16 protein-coding genes are annotated in these 16,738 nt (G+C 62.4%); 10 read left to right on the top strand and 6 right to left on the bottom strand.

What is annotated here, in order from left to right; all coding sequences use genetic code 11:
* The first annotated feature begins 85 nt into the window (after window positions 1–85).
* The 5 genes from A3E1_RS40385 to A3E1_RS46105 all read left to right on the top strand — a co-directional run bounded on the left by A3E1_RS40385 (window position 86) and on the right by A3E1_RS46105 (window position 4,572).
* Window positions 86–1,321 carry a glycosyltransferase 87 family protein gene (locus A3E1_RS40385; protein ID WP_020521639.1) on the top strand — a complete coding sequence of 412 codons (1,236 nt, stop codon included), beginning with the start codon at window positions 86–88 and terminating at the stop codon, window positions 1,319–1,321.
* Complete coding sequence (locus A3E1_RS0115195; RefSeq protein WP_020521640.1) at window positions 1,318–2,433, top strand: molybdopterin-dependent oxidoreductase; 1,116 nt, start codon at window positions 1,318–1,320, stop codon at window positions 2,431–2,433. The genes A3E1_RS40385 and A3E1_RS0115195 overlap by 4 nt, the downstream gene beginning before the upstream one ends.
* On the top strand, window positions 2,430–2,843 hold the full coding sequence (locus tag A3E1_RS0115200) for a hypothetical protein (RefSeq protein ID WP_020521641.1): 414 nt from the start codon (window positions 2,430–2,432) through the stop codon (window positions 2,841–2,843). The genes A3E1_RS0115195 and A3E1_RS0115200 overlap by 4 nt, the downstream gene beginning before the upstream one ends.
* 163 nt (window positions 2,844–3,006) lie before the next feature.
* The gene (locus A3E1_RS0115205; RefSeq protein ID WP_020521642.1) at window positions 3,007–4,245 is read left to right on the top strand and encodes an amidohydrolase; all 1,239 of its coding nucleotides are present in this window, start codon (window positions 3,007–3,009) and stop codon (window positions 4,243–4,245) included.
* A 186-nt stretch (window positions 4,246–4,431) separates the two neighbouring features.
* Entirely contained in the window at window positions 4,432–4,572 is a 141-nt protein-coding gene (locus tag A3E1_RS46105) for a LacI family DNA-binding transcriptional regulator (protein ID WP_211215938.1), read from the top strand.
* A gap of 221 nt (window positions 4,573–4,793) precedes the next feature.
* On the opposite strand, the gene A3E1_RS0115215 is transcribed toward A3E1_RS46105, so the two are convergent.
* Entirely contained in the window at window positions 4,794–5,396 is a 603-nt protein-coding gene (locus A3E1_RS0115215) for a family 16 glycoside hydrolase (protein WP_020521644.1), read from the bottom strand.
* A gap of 414 nt (window positions 5,397–5,810) precedes the next feature.
* Between A3E1_RS0115215 and A3E1_RS0115220 the strand changes: the two genes are divergently transcribed.
* On the top strand, window positions 5,811–6,248 hold the full coding sequence (locus A3E1_RS0115220) for a DoxX family protein (RefSeq protein ID WP_026208461.1): 438 nt from the start codon (window positions 5,811–5,813) through the stop codon (window positions 6,246–6,248).
* 169 nt (window positions 6,249–6,417) lie between these two features.
* Here the strand turns inward: A3E1_RS0115220 and A3E1_RS44720 are convergent, their stop codons facing one another.
* Window positions 6,418–7,179, bottom strand: a complete 762-nt coding sequence (locus tag A3E1_RS44720) for a hypothetical protein (protein WP_020521646.1) — start codon at window positions 7,177–7,179, stop codon at window positions 6,418–6,420.
* Window positions 7,176–7,742 (bottom strand): sigma-70 family RNA polymerase sigma factor, encoded by a 567-nt coding sequence (locus tag A3E1_RS0115230; protein WP_026208462.1) that lies wholly within the window; start codon window positions 7,740–7,742, stop codon window positions 7,176–7,178. Before A3E1_RS0115230 ends, A3E1_RS44720 begins: the two co-directional genes overlap by 4 nt.
* Before the next feature lie 285 nt (window positions 7,743–8,027).
* Here A3E1_RS0115230 and A3E1_RS0115235 point away from each other — a divergent pair, with 285 nt between their 5' ends.
* Window positions 8,028–9,239, top strand: coding sequence for a S8 family peptidase (locus A3E1_RS0115235; RefSeq protein ID WP_020521648.1), 1,212 nt, complete (start codon window positions 8,028–8,030; stop codon window positions 9,237–9,239).
* Window positions 9,240–9,816: 577 nt separating this feature from the next.
* On the opposite strand, the gene A3E1_RS0115245 is transcribed toward A3E1_RS0115235, so the two are convergent.
* On the bottom strand, window positions 9,817–10,557 hold the full coding sequence (locus A3E1_RS0115245; protein WP_026208463.1) for a hypothetical protein: 741 nt from the start codon (window positions 10,555–10,557) through the stop codon (window positions 9,817–9,819).
* Window positions 10,558–10,843: 286 nt separating this feature from the next.
* Between A3E1_RS0115245 and A3E1_RS0115250 the strand changes: the two genes are divergently transcribed.
* Window positions 10,844–11,368 (top strand): DUF6932 family protein, encoded by a 525-nt coding sequence (locus A3E1_RS0115250; protein WP_026208464.1) that lies wholly within the window; start codon window positions 10,844–10,846, stop codon window positions 11,366–11,368.
* A 406-nt stretch (window positions 11,369–11,774) separates the two neighbouring features.
* Window positions 11,775–12,695 (top strand): hypothetical protein, encoded by a 921-nt coding sequence (locus tag A3E1_RS0115265; protein ID WP_020521654.1) that lies wholly within the window; start codon window positions 11,775–11,777, stop codon window positions 12,693–12,695.
* 80 nt (window positions 12,696–12,775) lie between these two features.
* Here A3E1_RS0115265 and A3E1_RS0115270 read toward each other — a convergent pair whose 3' ends face one another.
* Window positions 12,776–13,642, bottom strand: coding sequence for a tyrosine-type recombinase/integrase (locus A3E1_RS0115270; RefSeq protein WP_020521655.1), 867 nt, complete (start codon window positions 13,640–13,642; stop codon window positions 12,776–12,778).
* A gap of 328 nt (window positions 13,643–13,970) precedes the next feature.
* Window positions 13,971–14,963, bottom strand: a complete 993-nt coding sequence (locus tag A3E1_RS44725; protein ID WP_020521656.1) for a HEAT repeat domain-containing protein — start codon at window positions 14,961–14,963, stop codon at window positions 13,971–13,973.
* 537 nt (window positions 14,964–15,500) lie between these two features.
* Between A3E1_RS44725 and A3E1_RS46110 the strand changes: the two genes are divergently transcribed.
* Window positions 15,501–16,639 (top strand): IS3 family transposase gene (locus A3E1_RS46110; RefSeq protein ID WP_085952238.1). Its coding sequence is split into 2 segments (ribosomal slippage): window positions 15,501–15,765 and window positions 15,765–16,639, totalling 1,140 coding nucleotides; the frame shifts between segments, so codons are not numbered across the junction.
* The last annotated feature ends 99 nt before the right edge of the window (window positions 16,640–16,738 follow it).

Here is a 16,738-nt window from a genome sequence, read left to right on the forward strand (position 1 = left end):
CGCATGCCTTGGCGCACTTGGGCTTTGTTTCTGGTGGCTGGTCCATCCCGCTACCTGGCATGGCCCTACCACATGGTATGTGCTCATGGCAGCCAGCTGGCTCCTTTTCGCCGGCGGTGCCTGGCTGATACGCAAGGCACCACGCAAGAACGCGGTGGCGCTCATTCTTGTTGGGGCTGCCGGGTTGCCGCTTGCGGCCGGGTTCGCCCCGCCACGCAGCAGCGACGATCTCTACCGCTACATCTGGGACGGCCGTGTGCAAGCCGAAGGCGTCAGCCCTTACACCTATGCGCCAGCCGCCCCAGAGCTGGCGAGGCTGCGCGACGATTTCCTTTGGCCCGCCGAGTCGCCGTGGTGCGTCAGTCCGGAAACACCCGGCGTGGTACCGGGTTGTTCGCTGATCAACCGGCCCACCGTGCCCACCATTTACCCACCGGCCGCACAGGCCTACTTCCTTGCTGTCCAGGCACTTTCACCACCAGGTACGCGGGAACGCCCAGTCCAGTTCTCGGCCGGACTCGCGGTCCTGGCTATAGCGGTCCTACTCGTGTGGCTGCTGCCTAAAGCCGGAGCCGACCCACGTACAGCCGCACTATGGGCCTGGTGCCCCCTCGTAGCATTAGAAGCCGGAAACAACGCGCACCTTGATGTGGTCAGCACCCTGTTCGCCGTGGCCGCGTTACTGGCAGCCGCACTCGCCAAAACCTGGCGCGGCACCGTCGCCGGCGGGGTGCTGATCGGGCTGGCTGTCGCAACGAAATTCACACCGGCGCTCACCGGCCCCTCGCTACTGCGCCGCCGCCCACTCATCGTGGCGGCCACCGCTGCGCTGACGGTGACGCTGCTATACGTGCCACACGTGCTGGCTAACGGCTCGAAGGTGCTCGGCTACCTCCCGGACTACCTTGTGGGCGAAGGTTATGACACGGGAACCCGGTTTGCGTTGCTGGCACTAGTGCTTCCCCCATCGGCAAGCCTTGCCGCCGCGGCTGCAATCCTTCTCGCTACGGCCGCTCTTGCCTGGTGGCGCACCAACCCGGACAGGCCATGGCATACCGCCACCATCATGACTGGAGCCTTTCTACTCGTGGCTACACCAGGATATTCGTGGTACACCATCCTCCTCATCGCCTTGGCCGCCATGAGCGACCGGCCAGAGTGGATCGCCATTGGCGTCGCCGGTTACGTTGCGCAGTATTCCAGCAACCTGCAGCTCGACGGGTTCGGTGCGCTGCAGCTCGGCTACGGCAGCGCTCTGCTCGTCGTCGTTGTCATCACCGCCCTGCGCCACTTCACTTCTCGGAGGCCAGCTGTCGCATGAAGAAGTTCACCTCGCTGCTGCGCAGTGCCAAACTGACCAGCCAGCTCGGCCTCATGGCCACGGCAGCCATCACCATATGTTTTGTCACCGGCTACATCAGCCACGCCATCCAGCAGCCGCCATGGTGGTTCACCTGGCCGTCGCGTCCGGTCAATCTGTACCGGGTCACTCAGGGCCTGCATATCATCACCGGTGTCGCCGCCATCCCTTTGGTAACCGCGAAACTGTGGTCGGTGTACCCGAAACTGTTTCGCTGGCCGCCGGTACGCGACGCGGCTCACGCCTTGGAACGCGCCAGTCTCGCCGTGCTGGTCGCCTCCGTGTTGTTTCAGCTGTTTTCCGGACTGCTCAACATTTTCCGCTGGTACCAGCCGATGGGTTTTTTCTTCACCGTGGCCCACTATTGGACCGCCTGGGCCGTCGCCGGGTCGGTGCTTGTCCACATTGGAGTCAAACTGCCCATCATCCAGCGAGCCCTGCGCAGCAAACCACGTCGCGAACCCGTCACAGGAGGACTGTCACGTCGTGGGCTGATAGCCACCGTCGCCGCGACCGCCGGGGCGATCGCCGTATCGTTTGCCGGGCAGACCATCCGGCCGTTGGCAGCGGTCTCGCTACTGGCCCCACGAGACCCGCGCGTAGGATCGCAAGGCCTGCCGGTCAATGGATCCGCTCAAGCCGCCGGAGTCACGGCGGGGGCAACCGATCCCGGCTACCGCCTTGAGCTCACCGGCCCTAATGGCACACAGCTGTTCACCCTCCAACAGCTGCAAGCCATACCGCAGCACACCGCCAGCCTGCCTATCACCTGCGTCGAAGGATGGAGCGCCGACGCCACCTGGACCGGCATCCGCATCCGTGACCTCGTGGCCCTCGCCGGAGGCGACGACACCTTCCAGGTCACTGTTACGTCGCTCCAGAAAGGCGGCTACAGCCAATCCACCGTCGCCCCAACCCACGCACGCGACCCGCTCACCCTGCTAGCCCTAGGCATTAACGGCGAAACCCTCAACCTCGACCACGGCTACCCCTGCCGCCTCATCGCTCCCAATCGGCCCGGCGTCATGCAAACCAAATGGATCCGCCGCATCAACGTGGCCAAACCCGCATGAGCACACGAACCCGGCTCCTGCGCTGGCTGCTGATCGCAGCCGGGTGCGCTGCACTTCTGTACTCACTCGCTGGTGTCGTGCAAAGTCACGACACCCGCCTGGCCTACTTGCGATTCCTCGCACTCGCTCTAACCGGGCACGAGCTCGTCCTCATACCACTGATCCTCGGTTGCGGTGTCCTTCTAGCACGGCTCACCACGGCAAGAACCAGGCCGGTCATCCAAGCAGCCGCCATCGCCACTCTGGCCTTCATCCTCATCGCGCTCCCGGCAATCCTGGGGTACGGGCGAAGCAGCGACCTGCCTTCAGCCCTGCCACGCGACTATGGCATGGGCCTGCTCATCATCATCGCCACGATCTGGGCAGCAGCAGGCCTCGCGCTGATCCTCCGGCGGCGTCCCAAAGTGTGACACCGGCAGCCGACGTGATAAATGGCCCGTTGCCCGCAGGACTTCTGACCGTCCACACCGCATGGGACAGAGCGCATAGCTGATCGAATCCATGAGGACATGGCGCAGTGCTACGGTGACTTTGCGCAGCAGTTTCACCACCGAGTGAAGCGGGGGACAATAGGTGGGCACGTCTATCGATCTTTCCGGGATCTACCAGGACTTACACCAGCATCCCGAGCTGTCGCTACAGGAAACCCGCACGGCGGGCCTAGTCGCTGGACATCTGGAAGATTTTGGGTATGAGGTGACCCCGGGGGTCGGTGGCACCGGTGTGGTTGCGGTGCTGCGCAACGGTGCCGGGCCGGTAGTGCTGCTGCGCGCGGATATGGATGCTCTGCCGGTCAAAGAAGACACCGGGTTGCCATATGCGAGCACTGTTCGGGCGACCGATCATCTTGGATATGAGGTGCCGGTGATGCATGCGTGCGGCCATGACGTGCATGTCACGTGCCTGCTCGGCGCCGCCCAGGCCCTCGCTTCCAGCAAGAGCGCGTGGCAGGGGACGTTGTTGCTGGTGTTCCAGCCAGCCGAGGAACTGGGCCAAGGCGCGCAGGCGATGATCGACGACGGTCTTTACCAACGGTTCGGCGTTCCAGTTGTCGTTTTAGGACAGCATGTCGCACCGCTACCCGCAGGCATGATCGGCCTGCGTGCGGGACCATCGTTCGCCGGCTCTGACACCCTGCACGTCGTTATGCACGGCCGCGGGGCGCACGGTTCACGCCCCGAAGTCTCCGTCGACCCGGTGGTGATGGCGGCGGCGACGGTGATGCGGCTGCAAACCGTGGTCTCCCGCGAAGTCGCCGGAACCGACACCGTTGTGCTCACCATCGGCGCTCTTCGCGCGGGCACGAAAGAAAACATCATCCCCGACCGTGCCGACCTTCAGCTGACCATCCGCACCTTCGACACCCACGTTCGCGAAACCGTCATGAACGCGATCGACCGCATCATTAACGGCGAAGCGGCAACAGCCGGGGCCCCCAAACCTCCAGAGATCGAAAACACGATGTCATTCCCCGCCGTCGTCAACGACCTGCAAGCCGTCGCGCACACCCGTGCCGCCTTCGACGAAGAGTTCGGCGCGGACCGGATTCTTGACCCTGGCCCCGTGACCGGCAGCGAAGATGTCGGCCTACTCGCTATGGCCGCCGATATCCCCTGCGTCTATTGGCTTCTGGGCGGAGCCGACCCGCAGGCATTCGCCGGGCTAACTGATTTCAAGGCAATGGAAAAGATCGTGGCCCGGCTGCCCTCGAACCACTCGCCTCACTTCGCCCCGGTCATCGAACCAACGCTTCACACCGGAGTGACCGCCCTGATAACTGCCGCGCGCGCTTGGCTTCCCGTCACCAGCTAATTCACACCACGGCCTACGGTCTGACCGGCTTTGGACCGAGGCACTTGACGCCCGGCGCGAGGTTCCACGGAGCACCGAAACCGCAAGCGCCCACAGCCATGTGCCTGCCATGAACTGAAGTACGCGTTCAGCGGCAACAAGGCGGCGAACAAGGCACCGAGGCTCGGCACCGTCACCATGAAGGACGTGGCCGCAACGGCGGGTGTCTCGGTCGGCACCGTTTCCAACGTCGTCAACCGGCCAGCCATCGTCGAGGAAACCACTCGCAACGCTGTCACCGATGCTATGGATGTGGGCGGGTGCCGCAGGCCCGGCGGCGCCGCGTAAACCGGGCGTGCGGGCATTGTTGGCGAAGGCGCTCGCCTCACATGCACATTGAACCCTTCGACGCTCGGCTGGACAGGCGAAGTCGCGCTAGACCACGCAGTGGCCTGACGGGGCTCCCTCGAATTCAACAGCGCCATCTCGTCCGCAAATGTCACCATCGGCCAGCCATTACTGCTGGTACTCGGCTTCCCACGCGCTGCAATGGGCGAAGGATCGCCTGTCTATGGCGTAAAAGTGACGGTGATGTCGTCGAAGGAGGCGGTAGCGAAGGCCGTCTGCAGACCAATCTGACCGCTGGAGGCAAGGGTACTGGTGGCCTGCAGAACGGGGACGCCATCGATGCTGGCCTGAAGCTGGGTGCCGTGCACGCGCAGGGTCAGGGTGTACCAGACGAGGGTGTCGATGGTGTGTGTGGCGGAGGCCAGTACCGTGACCGCGTGGCCGTTGACGGCGTGCAGCTGGATTTGGCTATCCGGTAGCAGGGCCAGGCGGTAGTACTTGGACGGCCCACCCGCGCGGGCGAGCAGGCCGATGTGTGAGCCGACCGCGAAGGTGATGGGTTTGACTCTGGCCTGCACGGTATAAGACGCCCATGTGGCCGTGCCCGTGAACAGGCGAGCGTTTGAGCTGCTGCCCCAGGACTGGCGCAACGCCAGCGTGCCGTCGGTGACCACGTTCCAGGACCCATCGCCGGTGCTGGACCATCCGGCCAGGTCACCATCTTCAAAATCGTCGCTAAACGCCGCGGCCGCTGCGGCGCCTGAGACGAGGCTGGCGGCCATGACGGCAACGGCGATGACAGCAATACGGTGCAGGGCAAACATTTCCCGGCCTCCCAGTCAGTGGCAATTTGCTGCTGGCACGGCACCACCGGCACAGCATTACGTGACCCCTGGGTGGGATCACCTTCCTGGCGTGCTCGCGGCGGGATAACCGCCCGGCAACAACTACAGCGTCCGCCCGCTGGGTCGTGTCACGACAGTCGATCCAGGCGCACGTTTGCCCAGGCAGCCGCTGGCGACGCATCACCAGTGCGGTCTGGGAGAAAAGAATTCCTGCTACGTATGAAACACAGGGCGGCGCTTCAGCGACAGACCTTGCGAACTCCTTTGCCGCGACGTGCGCGAGGAGTTAACAGCTTCTCCATAAATACGGGGTTTACCAATCTTTCGCCCACATTTAGTATACATCAACCCTTGTCACTGTGACGAGGGTGGATGTCGGCGAAGGAGATCGTTATGCGTACCAGTCGTTTTACCGAGGTGACCACGACTCTGTTCCGGGTCGTTGTCGGGTTGCTGTTCACCTTGCACGGGGCGTCGTCACTGTTCGGGGTGTTCGGCGGAAACCGCGGATCGGGCCAGGCGGTGGAGTTTGCCTCATGGCCAGGCTGGTGGGCTGCCGCCATCCAGTTCGCCGGCGGGCTCATGGTCCTGGCGGGACTCGGCACGCGGGTCGCGGCGCTGGTGTGTTCCGGGTCGATGGCGTACGCGTATTTTGTGGTGCACCAGCCGTTGTCGCTGCTGCCCCTCAACAATGGGGGCGAGCTTGCCGCCATGTTCTGCTGGTCGTTCCTGCTGGTCGCAGCGATCGGCCCGGGCGCCTGGTCGCTAGACGCGCTTCTGTCCGCCCGGAAGACAAACACAGCGCCCATCGCGGAGCCGGTGGCTTCCTGACCGGCTGGGCCGCAACACTGATGGACCTGTGCCGATGGCGCGAACTCGCCACGGCACAGGTGCACGGGCCAGACCAGCTTGGCTACACGAGTGGTTGTGGCGCATGGCACGCAACCAGCAGCAACGCTGGCTGAGCGTTTCGCACAAGCCGCACACGATGCAGGGCTTTCTAGCGGGGTGGGCGGCTTGATCCTCTCGTGGTCGTACGCTGCTGTTCCCCAGGCTGTGGCCGGTCTCGACCTGGTGGCACTGGTGGCTGACCACCTGGGGTGGGGGTGGCCGGGCGCTGGCCGGGACTGCCAGGATCGGTTGGAGCGCCTGTGGTTCCCCCGGCCGACGCCGGTGTCGCAGCCCGGGCGCCCGGCGTTTGGCTGGCGGGCTCGCTTTGCTGCGCAGGGGCAGCGAGATGCGCGGCGAGTTCCTGGCGCAGGGTACCGATTTCGGCTGCCAGCTGCTGCGCGGGGGTGCCTGGCGTAATTCTGGTAAGCAGGCGTGCGGCTTCGTCGAGATGGATTTGCGCGTCGGTGTAGCGGCCCTGGGTGATGGCCGCACGTGCATCGCCGAGGGCCATGCGGATGAGCGCCAGATCGGCGTGCTCGGTGTAGACCAGTTCGGTGATCGGCCACAATGGACTTCCCGGCTGCGCGTCACGGGCCAACACGACCGCTGCGGCGCCACCTGAGACCAATGTGGCAGCTGCGATTGCCAGCAGTGTGCGCCGCCGGTGACCGCGGACCGCGACGTGTGCGGCATTGGCCAGCAGTGGCATCGCTGGATTCTCGGCGGCGCGGATGTCGTCACGGCATGCCGCCAGCAGTATCGACAGCGGATCCTGAGGCAGGCCAGGTTGCCCGGTGGCCAGCTTGTGAGCGAGGTGTTCGTCGTGCTGCACTTCGGCTGGTTCGGTGTGCTGGTCGTGGTGTGCCGTCATGGGTTCACCTCGGAGAGGATTTCGTTGGCCACGGGCCGCAGCTGGGCCAGCGCGCGGTGCTGAATCAGGCGCACGTTAGCCGCCGACAGGTTAAGTGCCGCACCCACCTGTTCTGCGGGCAAGCCCACCATAATCCGCAGCACAATGATCTCGCGATGCTGAGGCGGAAGCGTTGCCAGCAGGCGCGCCAGCTGCGCCGACAGCTCTGCCGCGACAGCGGCATCCTCCGGGCCGGGGCTGATGTCCGCACGGCCTTCAAGCTCATCAAGAGAATGCAGGACAGCTGTTCGCCCGGCGGTCCGCAAAGCGTCGGTAACCTTGTGCGAGGCGATGCCGTACATATAGGTGATCAGCGGCCCACGCACCCGTGCCAGCCCATGAAAGACCGCTAGGCAGATCTCCTGGGCCAGGTCATCGGCGGTGGTGAACGCACCGACAGTACGGCCGAGCCTCGCCCGGCAATATCGCACCGCCACCACGCGCACGGCGCCCAGCAACTGTTCAAGTGCTGCCGCGTCGCCGTGCTGCGCGCGTGCTACCAGGTCATCGTCGAGCTCGGACATCATTCTGCGGTGTCCCTTTTCTTCGGCTCCTGCACATCTCCCGCCCACACGCCCAAACAGCGCAAGGGTGCAACACCGGCGACTTCAGGCCGACAACACAAGTAGCGGCAGCCGGTACTCCGGCGTCACCGCCATCCCGGTATGCCCAAATTTATAAGTATTTATATATTTATGATAACGAACCTTTAAATGCTCTGGTGCGGTGTTAGCGCTTCAGCCAGTCTCGGCTCATCCCGCTGTTGCTTGCGGGACTTCGATCGGATGACCCCGGCGGAAGGAACCCCCGTGCGCAAACTTCTAGCCACACTGTTCGCAGGCAGCCTGATGGGTGCCGCCACCCTCAGCGGCACCGCAGCCGCGGCGCCCACCGTCGGTGACTACATCGTCATGCTCGCCCCCGGCAGCAACGCCACGTCAGTTGCCGCCGAACATGCCAATGCACATGGTGCGGCTGTCGGCTTCCTTTACACCCACTCGATCACCGGCTATTCAGCCCACATGAGCAGCATCGCCGCCGCGCGTATCGCCCGCGACTCGCGCGTACTGCTCGTGCAGCCCGACGGCATCATGACCACTGCGGCCCAAACGCTGCCCACCGGCATCAACCGCATCGATGGCGAGCACAGCCCCACCGCCGACATCGACGGAGTCGACGAACGGGTCAATGTGGACGTTGCTGTCATCGACACCGGAATCGACCTCGATCACCCGGACCTCAACGTCTACACAGCCGGAGCCAAGAACTGCAATACCGGCCAGAGCGCCAACGACGGCAACGGCCACGGCACACACGTCTCCGGCACCATCGGCGCCCTGGACAACAACATCGGTGTCGTCGGCGTAGCCCCCGGCGCACGGCTGTGGCCGGTACGCGTACTGAGCAATTCCGGCAGCGGCAGCTGGGCGCAGGTCATCTGCGGCATCGACTACGTCGCCGCCCACGCTTCGGAGATCGAGGTCGCCAACATGAGCCTCGGCGGCTCAGGTGATGACAGGAACGCCTGCGGCACCAACAAAGACGCCATGCACGAAGCCATCTGCGCGGCCATCAACGCTGGGGTCACCTTCGTCGTCGCGGCCGGAAACTCCGACGCAGACGCCAAAGGCTTTGTCCCCGCCGCCTACGACGAGGTAATCACCGTTAGCGCCCTGGCCGATTTCAACGGCCTGCCCGGCGGCGGCGGTGCGGCGACCTGCCGCGCCGACGTCGATGACACCCTTGCCGACTTCTCCAACTTCGGCGCCGACGTCGACCTTATCGCCCCCGGAGTTTGCATCTACTCCACCTGGAAAGGCGACGGCTACAACACCATCTCCGGCACCTCCATGGCCTCACCGCACGTGGCCGGCGGTGCTGCGCTGTACAAGGCAACCCACCCCACTGCCACCCCAGCCGCAGTGAAATCTGCGCTGCAAGCCGCCGGAACCACCGACTGGAACAACGTCGATGACCCCGACGGCATTAAGGAAAAACTGCTGCGGGTAGCCACCTTCTAACCCGAAACACACCTCCCTCAGGAAATTGATGGTGGCCGGCGATAGCCGGCCACCATCACCGTCTGCAATGACATTGACGGTGGGGCAGTCAGCCCCACCGCAGGCACCAGATGGCCTCGGATCGCTATCGACCGGATCAAATGCCACTCCTTGATAGATGTCAATGCAAGTGACGGCAACGAGGTTCTGGCCGCTAGAGGGTACTGACAACACGTATCCCACCTGGATGTGAGACCCCATGACCAAGGTCGCCGTCGCCAAAATGCTCACCGTCAAACTGGGTGAGAACATTGCGAGCTTCTATATTCCCAGCTCACGCTGTCGGGATGGCGGGATTTGAACCCACGGCCCCTTGACCCCCAGGTTCGTAACGGTTGTGTCACAAGGGATTTCGCGGTATCAGGACATGCCGTTAGGTGCGAATACTGTTGCCAGTCAATGCTATCCGGTGATGGCGCGTACCGGGTAGTTCACCCTCCCCTGTTACCGCATTTGTTACCACGAGCGGTCAAGTTGCGGCGATGTTGTTTCGTATCAGCGCATCCCACGCAGTTCCGCACCCATCAACGATGGCTAGTCAGAGCCTAGGTGGCCTACTCTCGTCTTCTGCCTTTTCTTCATCAGGTTCCGAAGCAACCTCGCTAACGCGCTTTGCCTTCTGCTTCTCCAGAGCCTCGCGCGATCTTTCAGCCTCAGCACGATGGTCAATGGTTCGCACGAAAAGTGGCGTACCGTACCTCCTCCACTTCCGCATTTCATCCCGCATGTCTCTCACATGCCCGACCAGCTCGGGCAAACCATTTGGCGGCATTGCGGTACCGAGGAAGGTCTGAAGATCCAGCGTGTACGGCGGGTCATCGTACTTAGTCCCCGCCGAGTCACGGTATGAAATAGATACGCTGTAGCTGTCCGGCAACCCGGCGTCCGGCGAGCGTTCGAGGACGCTGTCGAAGAAGAACGGGATCTTCCTGCCTGGGGCCATCATCCGGATAGGACCCTTGAGCGCTTGGACATCGTCGAAGTCGAACGCCTTTGAGGCCAGGGGCGGATCGAAATTGATCTCCACGTCATGTGCGATCGACCTACCTATGTTCTGAATGACCAACAGCACGATGACGCCTCGGAAGTCAAAGTCGACGATGACGTAAGGGCGGGCCTCCTCGTCAGCCATCTCGCGAGCTTGACGAGCCGCCCGTATCTCATGCCGCAGTAGCAGACCAGTGAGTACGACCGCAGCGACGGTGAGCGTCGCCCCGATCAGGGTTCCCCACGCCTGCATCCAGTCGGTGATCTTCGGAGTCTCATCGGCAAGAAGCACCAGCAAAGCGTAAGTGCTCAAGACAAAGGCGCACCGATTTCCCCACTCGACCTCAACATACGGTCACGTACAGTGACGATGCCCAGTAGGCCTACTAGAGCGATGGCGTAATGGCTGACCGGGATGTGGCCCCATGCGTACCGATGAACACAAAATCGTGTTCGTGGGCTCGCAGCGTCAACAGGAGAATCCGCAAGGAAAGGCGGCAGCCCAACCATCCGAGCACCGCGGCTGACTCCCTACATTCGCAGACGCGAAACATCAGCGATCAACTAGAATGATCAATATGATCCCGGATCTCTTGCCGAACGGGTATCTGCCTGTCGGTGGCCGCTACGACTGCACTGAACTTGAAATCCAGGAGAGGTTCGTAGAGGCATTCGCCGAGTCGCGTACGCGCGCACTGATCTGGGATGACTTTCAAAGCGCTCGCGATTTGGTCACTTCGACCATTCCCGTTCAGGCAATATGGTTCGGCGGCAGCTTTACCTCGGCGAAGCCCGATCCAGGCGACTTAGACATGACCTTCATTTGGGACGGAAGGGCATACGAAACCCTTCCCCCCGAAGATCGCGGTCGTCTTGCCCCATTCCGCCTCGGCGGCCGCGGTGTTCCTTTTCACCAACTTCGAATCGACTCCTACGCCATAAACTGGTTTGGCCATGATCGTCCTAATCCAGCAACAGATAACGTCTACCTCCCGTTCCGGGGATACTGGGACGACTGGTGGTTAAGATTGCGGACCGGCAGCGTAATCGCTGCTGAAGGCTCAACCGCCCGCCGTGGATACCTGGAGGTTCGATATGCCTAAAGACCCAAAGGAATTGGGCGATGAAATCCTTGGCCGTCTAAAGGCAGCTGGGATGGAAATGCCGCCGCCCGACGCCAGGGCCGCCAATATCGAAAGCGCCGAAGCAATGATGGCCGAGCAAGACGAATCCAATAGGCAAGGCAGCCTATTCGCGGGCACCGCCGACCCCGCTCGTCGATGAGATTGCCCAGCTACTTATTGATCTTGAACCAGTTTTGTCGCAAGCTGCCTTCGACGATAGCAAGCGCAGCATGAATGGCCGCTGGTCCAATGGGGATCGACTGTTCGCCGCGACGCCGGACGATGGAGCCATTGTGCATCCGCCTGCCCCTGCAGGCGACAGCGTTTCCAGGTTCGCGAAATAGCAATAGCGAACGATTGCACAACGGTCGGTATTCTCGCCGCCGTGACTGATGAACCGGGGTTCACCGTCGGCGGGCTGGCTCCGACCACGGCTCTAATGGCAGGCGTCCTCGCCGTTGCGGCCAAGGTCGTGATTGTCGAGGCGTCGCCCGATGAGTTGGACCGTGCTGACGCCGCCCGAATCGCGGTGTCAGAAGACGCGATCGGTCAGCTAGCCCGGCTGCTGGCTGTGGTAGACGGCGGTACCGGGGATCACTGTCTCTGCATGGGGTGGCCAACGATTCTGGTGCTGGACGCATCGGGCGCAGAAATTGCCCGCTGGACCCTTCACCACCAGACGGGGATCCGAGGCCTGGGTAACTGTGACGCGGAACTTCGTGACGCCCCTGGCCTCACCGATTGGCTGGCCGACCGTGGGCTAACCGGCTCCCGTAAGGTTCAGCAGCAACTGAGCAAAGTGCGGGCGGCAGAAGAGGAACGCCGTCTCCGATGGGTGCAGGCTGCACCAGAAGACTACTTCTCGCAGGCTGCTGAAGCTGCCTCACAACGCGAGGATGATGCCGAGGAGAAGCTTGCCGATCTGGTGACCGCACGATATCCGGACGCCACAGAACGCATCCTGACGCTGCTCACCTGGGCCGGGTTCCCGCCACGCCAGATGAGCACTTACGACGGCGAAACCTTCGTGTACGGCGGAACACCCTGGCACGAGCTCGCCCCACAGCGCATGCTGCTCACTGAACCAACCGAAACGATCATGAGTGTGCTCACCTCACAGCCCTTGACCGCAACCCAGCTAGACGGCGCCGCCGAACTCCTCACCAGTCTGGAATGGACCCGGCCCCTGCGAGCCGAAGTACCCGAGCCGCTCAGATCGATACTGATCAGCCATGTCACCACCACCGGCACCGACCCGATGAGATTCCGCATGCACCACGGATACGGAGCCCCGCCAATCACATGAGACAGGCCCTGGAACGGCCGTGTACAACAGACTTCGCCGCGGCGGGAGCTGGTGGGTCCATAATCTAAGGCAGCGTTCTGTCAGCCGGTCATGAGTAGCGCTGCATCGTGTCCTGTTTGGACTCGCCTTTCTGCGCCGACACGGGCGTAGTGTTTCATCAGCGTCCCCGGATCGTGGCCGAGTCGTTCGGCGACTTCATGAATACCGTAGCCGCGCTCCAGAAGGCTCGACGCAAGTAGATGCCGAAGCTGGTGTGGGCCAAGCGGTCTGACGCCAACTCTGACCGCTGTCTTGTTGAACTGATCCGTCACGTTGTCCGGGCGCAATGGCATGCTTGTCCGCCCGACGAAAACATACGCCGATTGCGATGCCAGCTCTGCCTGCCTCAATAACTCGACGGTTTGCTCGTCGAGCGCCAGTGTTCGGAAGCCGTTGTGGGACTTAGGCTGCTTCTCCACGACCATCCGCGGATACTCCTGGACGACGCGCTGCCGGTGCACCGATAGCATGCCCGAGCGCAGGTTGAGGTCCATCCACTTTAGCCCGCACGCTTCCCCGCGCCGAAGGCCAGTGACGGCGAGCAGCCGCCACAACAGGTGCCGCCGCTCCCCCACCGTACTCGCGAGGAAATGCTGTGCCTCACGCAAAGTCCACACAGGATGCACCACATCGGACGGCCGCGGCTTACGCGCACCCAAGGTTCGTCCTGTCTCCTCCCCGAACGCTTTCGTGAGCACCAAATCCAGCGTCCGTAACGTTGTTCTTGAGTAGCCGCTGGCTTCCAGCTCGCTGTACATACGACTCGCAATCCGGCCGGTCAGCGTCGAGGCCCGCAGAGACCCGATATACGGATAGGTGAGCTGCAGGAGCCATTTGTAGCTGTAGATGGTGTTTGCCTCAAGCTCCTGGACACGCGATTCAATCCACGCATTACACAGCGACTTCATCGAGCCTGCGAGCCGAGCTTTATGTGTGCTCGCCTCTTTCGCCAGCCGTAACCGTTCCCGCTCTCGCAACGCCTCGTCCGGAGTACTGAAGCCTCGCCCGTTTGATCTGACGCCGGCTGCCGTCGGTGCCTCGAGGCAAGTCCATCCGGAACCCAAAGGATTGCGAATGAGGTTCGAAGAAGACTTCATTGGCTGACATCCCATCCCTCCCAACAGATCCTTGCCAGCCGGGGGTAACTACCGGCCAGTCATCTGAAGGACTGCCCCGCGTCGGAGCCATGACGCGACTGGGCTGCCTCGAACGGCGGCGAACAGCCTATGGATGGCGTCAGAGTTCCGCGATCTCCCCTGCCTCTGCGAAGGCGACGACTGCGTCTCGCAGCGTGTCCAGGAATCCAACGAGATGTGGGGCGATGACAGCGAATCTAGGGTCGTGGCTCGTATACAGACCATCAATAAGATGTCCGGGCGGCAACCGGTACACCGGCGCCCCTGCGGGAAACCCCAAGCCGTAAAGAGTTCCGCCACCATCGCTGCCAAACACCACGACTTCCGACTCGAATATGCCGGCGACCCTGGTTACGCCTTCGCCTGTGGCGTGCGCGGCGAGGGTTTCTGGCGGATGCAGGAAGAAGCCGTTGGCGGTGTCCGGCAGGCTGACCTCCCGCACCTGCCCGTACCAGACAAGCAACTCGCTCGGCATCCTCGTACGCAATGACCCGCTACTGAGAAGAGTGAGCTCGGCAATGGAGGCGGGACCATCCACAAACTGCTGACCGCATGGATAACCGTAGGTCTGCTCGAACACCGCAACCGGCCGGCCCAACGCCGCAGACACCTCCAGCTGCCACTGACGTGCGTACGCCGGAGTCACATACCGCTCAAGCGCGTACAGCTCACCGGGAATACGACCAGGAAGCTCTTCCAGCGCGTCGGCCGCGGCTTGCCTGACTACCACATGAGGATGCTCCACGTACGACAGAATGATCTGCTTAGCCGCAGGGTCATGTGTGCTGGCGAGGATGTCAAGGATGTGCTCAATCTCGGCTACCGAAGCGCCAGGCAGCAGCGTAATAAGTCGGCTGACCGTCGAGTATGAAGGCCAATAGTGAATCGACGCCTTGCCCAGTGAGTTCAGCGACTCCCCGGCGACGGAACCGGCTCCTTCCGCAAGAGCCAGATCCACGAGAGCAGCAACCGCAAGCTCGGCCTCATCCTGATCCAGGACACCTGCCTCAAACAGGTCACCGAGCTCAGCCGCAGCACGCTCCCGCTGACGAGCCTCACTCCCAGCAAGCTCCGTTAGAATCCGTCCCAGCACCAGATCATCCTGACACCAGGGACCGCGCCGGTATGCCCCAGCCGCCGCCATATTCAGGGGCGATGTGTCACACGGGTGTCACTACTGTCCGCATTAGACAGTCTGCGAATGCCAAGATCTACTATTGGCTATTAGTCCAGTCACCAGCCAAAACGAACATCAACGGCGCCTCGTGCATCAATCGACATGAGATCCACTCACCGCAAAACAGACCAACAGTACGACCGTACGTGTCAAAACAGGTGTCACGAGGTGATCATAAAATAGATCAGGCCGCATGAATCATGCGGCCTGATCAGGGAAAACCATCAGTCGGGATGACAGGATTTGAACCCACGGCCCCTTGACCCCCAGGGCTCGTAACGATTGTGTCACAAGGGATTCCGCAGTGTCAGCACATGCCGTCAGGTGCGAATACTGTTGCCAGTCAATGATATCGGGTGATGGCGCATACCGGGTATGACTAGATCCCAGTGAACAGGTCCATCGTCTGCAAGGGTCCTATGCCCCAGAATGGGGCTGGGAGGACGATCACGGATGGGTACAAGACGGCACACGCCTGAGCAGGTCATTCGTAAGTTGCGTGAGGGTGAGAAGCTGATCGGCCAGGGGCAAGGGCTGGCTGAGGTGTGTAAGCAGCTGGAGATTTCGGAGCCGACGTGGCACCGGTGGGTGGCGCAGTACGGCGGGATGAAAGCCGATGATGCCAAGCGGCTCAAGGAACTTGAGCGTGAGAACGCCAGGCTGAAGAAGATCGTCGCCGATCAGCTGCTCGATATCGACATGCTCAAGGAGCTGGGCCGGGGAAACTGGTGAGCCCGGACCGCAAGCGCAGAGCAGTAGTCGTTCTGCAGCAACGGTTCCGGGTATCCGAACGCCGGGCATGCCGGGTCGTGGGCCAGCACCGCTCGATGCAGCGCCGCCCAGCCAGGACAGTCCCGGACGCCGAGCAGATGCTGCGGGCAAGACTGCGCCAGATATCGGCCAGGCATCCGCGGTGGGGCTGGCGCAAAGCGCACGTGATCGCCGCACGGGAAGGGTTGGTAGTCAACAGGAAACGCACTCACCGGCTGTGGGTTGAGGAAGGGCTGAAACGCCCGCAGCGGACACGTAAGAAGCAGCGCTGCGGCCCAGCCAGGCATCAGCGGATGCGGGCACAGCGCCCGGATCAGATGTGGGCCTTAGATTTCCAGGTCGACGTCACCGTCGACGGGCGGCAGGTCCGGTTCCTCAACATCATCGACGAATTCACCCGTGAGGCCCTCGCTACCAGGCCCGCGCGGTCATTTAACGCCGATGCCACGGTCGCGGTTCTTGACGGCCTGGTCGCCTCGCTGGGGCGCCGCCCGGAGCACATCCGAATGGACAATGGACCTGAGCTCACGGCATTCGCCTTGGCTGACTGGTGCCGGTTCACCGGTGTCGACCCGGCGTTCATCGATCCTGGATCCCCTTGGCAGAACGGGGTTTGCGAGTCGTTCAACGGCCGGTTCCGCGACGAGCTGCTGGTCTGCGAGCAGTTCAACACGCTCCTTGAAGTGCAGGTACTAGCCGAAGACTGGCGTATCGAGTACAACACGTACAGGCCGCACGGCTCGCTGGACGGCCTGACCCCGGAAGCTTTCCGGACACAATGGATAAACAACCACGAAGACTCTTACAGTTGCTGGGCCTAGACCTGGGTTCTAGTCAGGTAGTTCGCCCTCCGCTGTTACCGCATTTGTTACCACGAGTAGTCAAGGTGTCGCGATGCTGTTTCGTGTCAGCAGATCCAT

Source organism: Catelliglobosispora koreensis DSM 44566 (genome assembly GCF_000379685.1).
GTDB lineage: Bacteria > Actinomycetota > Actinomycetes > Mycobacteriales > Micromonosporaceae > Catelliglobosispora > Catelliglobosispora koreensis.

Excerpts from the sequence above, each read along its gene's own strand:
- A3E1_RS40385 (WP_020521639.1), top strand. The coding sequence starts at position 86 with ATGGCAGCCAGCTGGCTCCTTTTCGCCGGCGGTGCCTGGCTGATACGC.
- A3E1_RS0115195 (WP_020521640.1), top strand. The coding sequence starts at position 1,318 with ATGAAGAAGTTCACCTCGCTGCTGCGCAGTGCCAAACTGACCAGCCAG.
- A3E1_RS0115200 (WP_020521641.1), top strand. The coding sequence starts at position 2,430 with ATGAGCACACGAACCCGGCTCCTGCGCTGGCTGCTGATCGCAGCCGGG.
- A3E1_RS0115215 (WP_020521644.1), bottom strand. The coding sequence starts at position 5,396 with ATGTTTGCCCTGCACCGTATTGCTGTCATCGCCGTTGCCGTCATGGCC.
- A3E1_RS0115220 (WP_026208461.1), top strand. The coding sequence starts at position 5,811 with ATGCGTACCAGTCGTTTTACCGAGGTGACCACGACTCTGTTCCGGGTC.
- A3E1_RS44720 (WP_020521646.1), bottom strand. The coding sequence starts at position 7,179 with ATGACGGCACACCACGACCAGCACACCGAACCAGCCGAAGTGCAGCAC.
- A3E1_RS0115230 (WP_026208462.1), bottom strand. The coding sequence starts at position 7,742 with ATGTCCGAGCTCGACGATGACCTGGTAGCACGCGCGCAGCACGGCGAC.
- A3E1_RS0115250 (WP_026208464.1), top strand. The coding sequence starts at position 10,844 with ATGATCCCGGATCTCTTGCCGAACGGGTATCTGCCTGTCGGTGGCCGC.
- A3E1_RS0115270 (WP_020521655.1), bottom strand. The coding sequence starts at position 13,642 with ATGAAGTCGCTGTGTAATGCGTGGATTGAATCGCGTGTCCAGGAGCTT.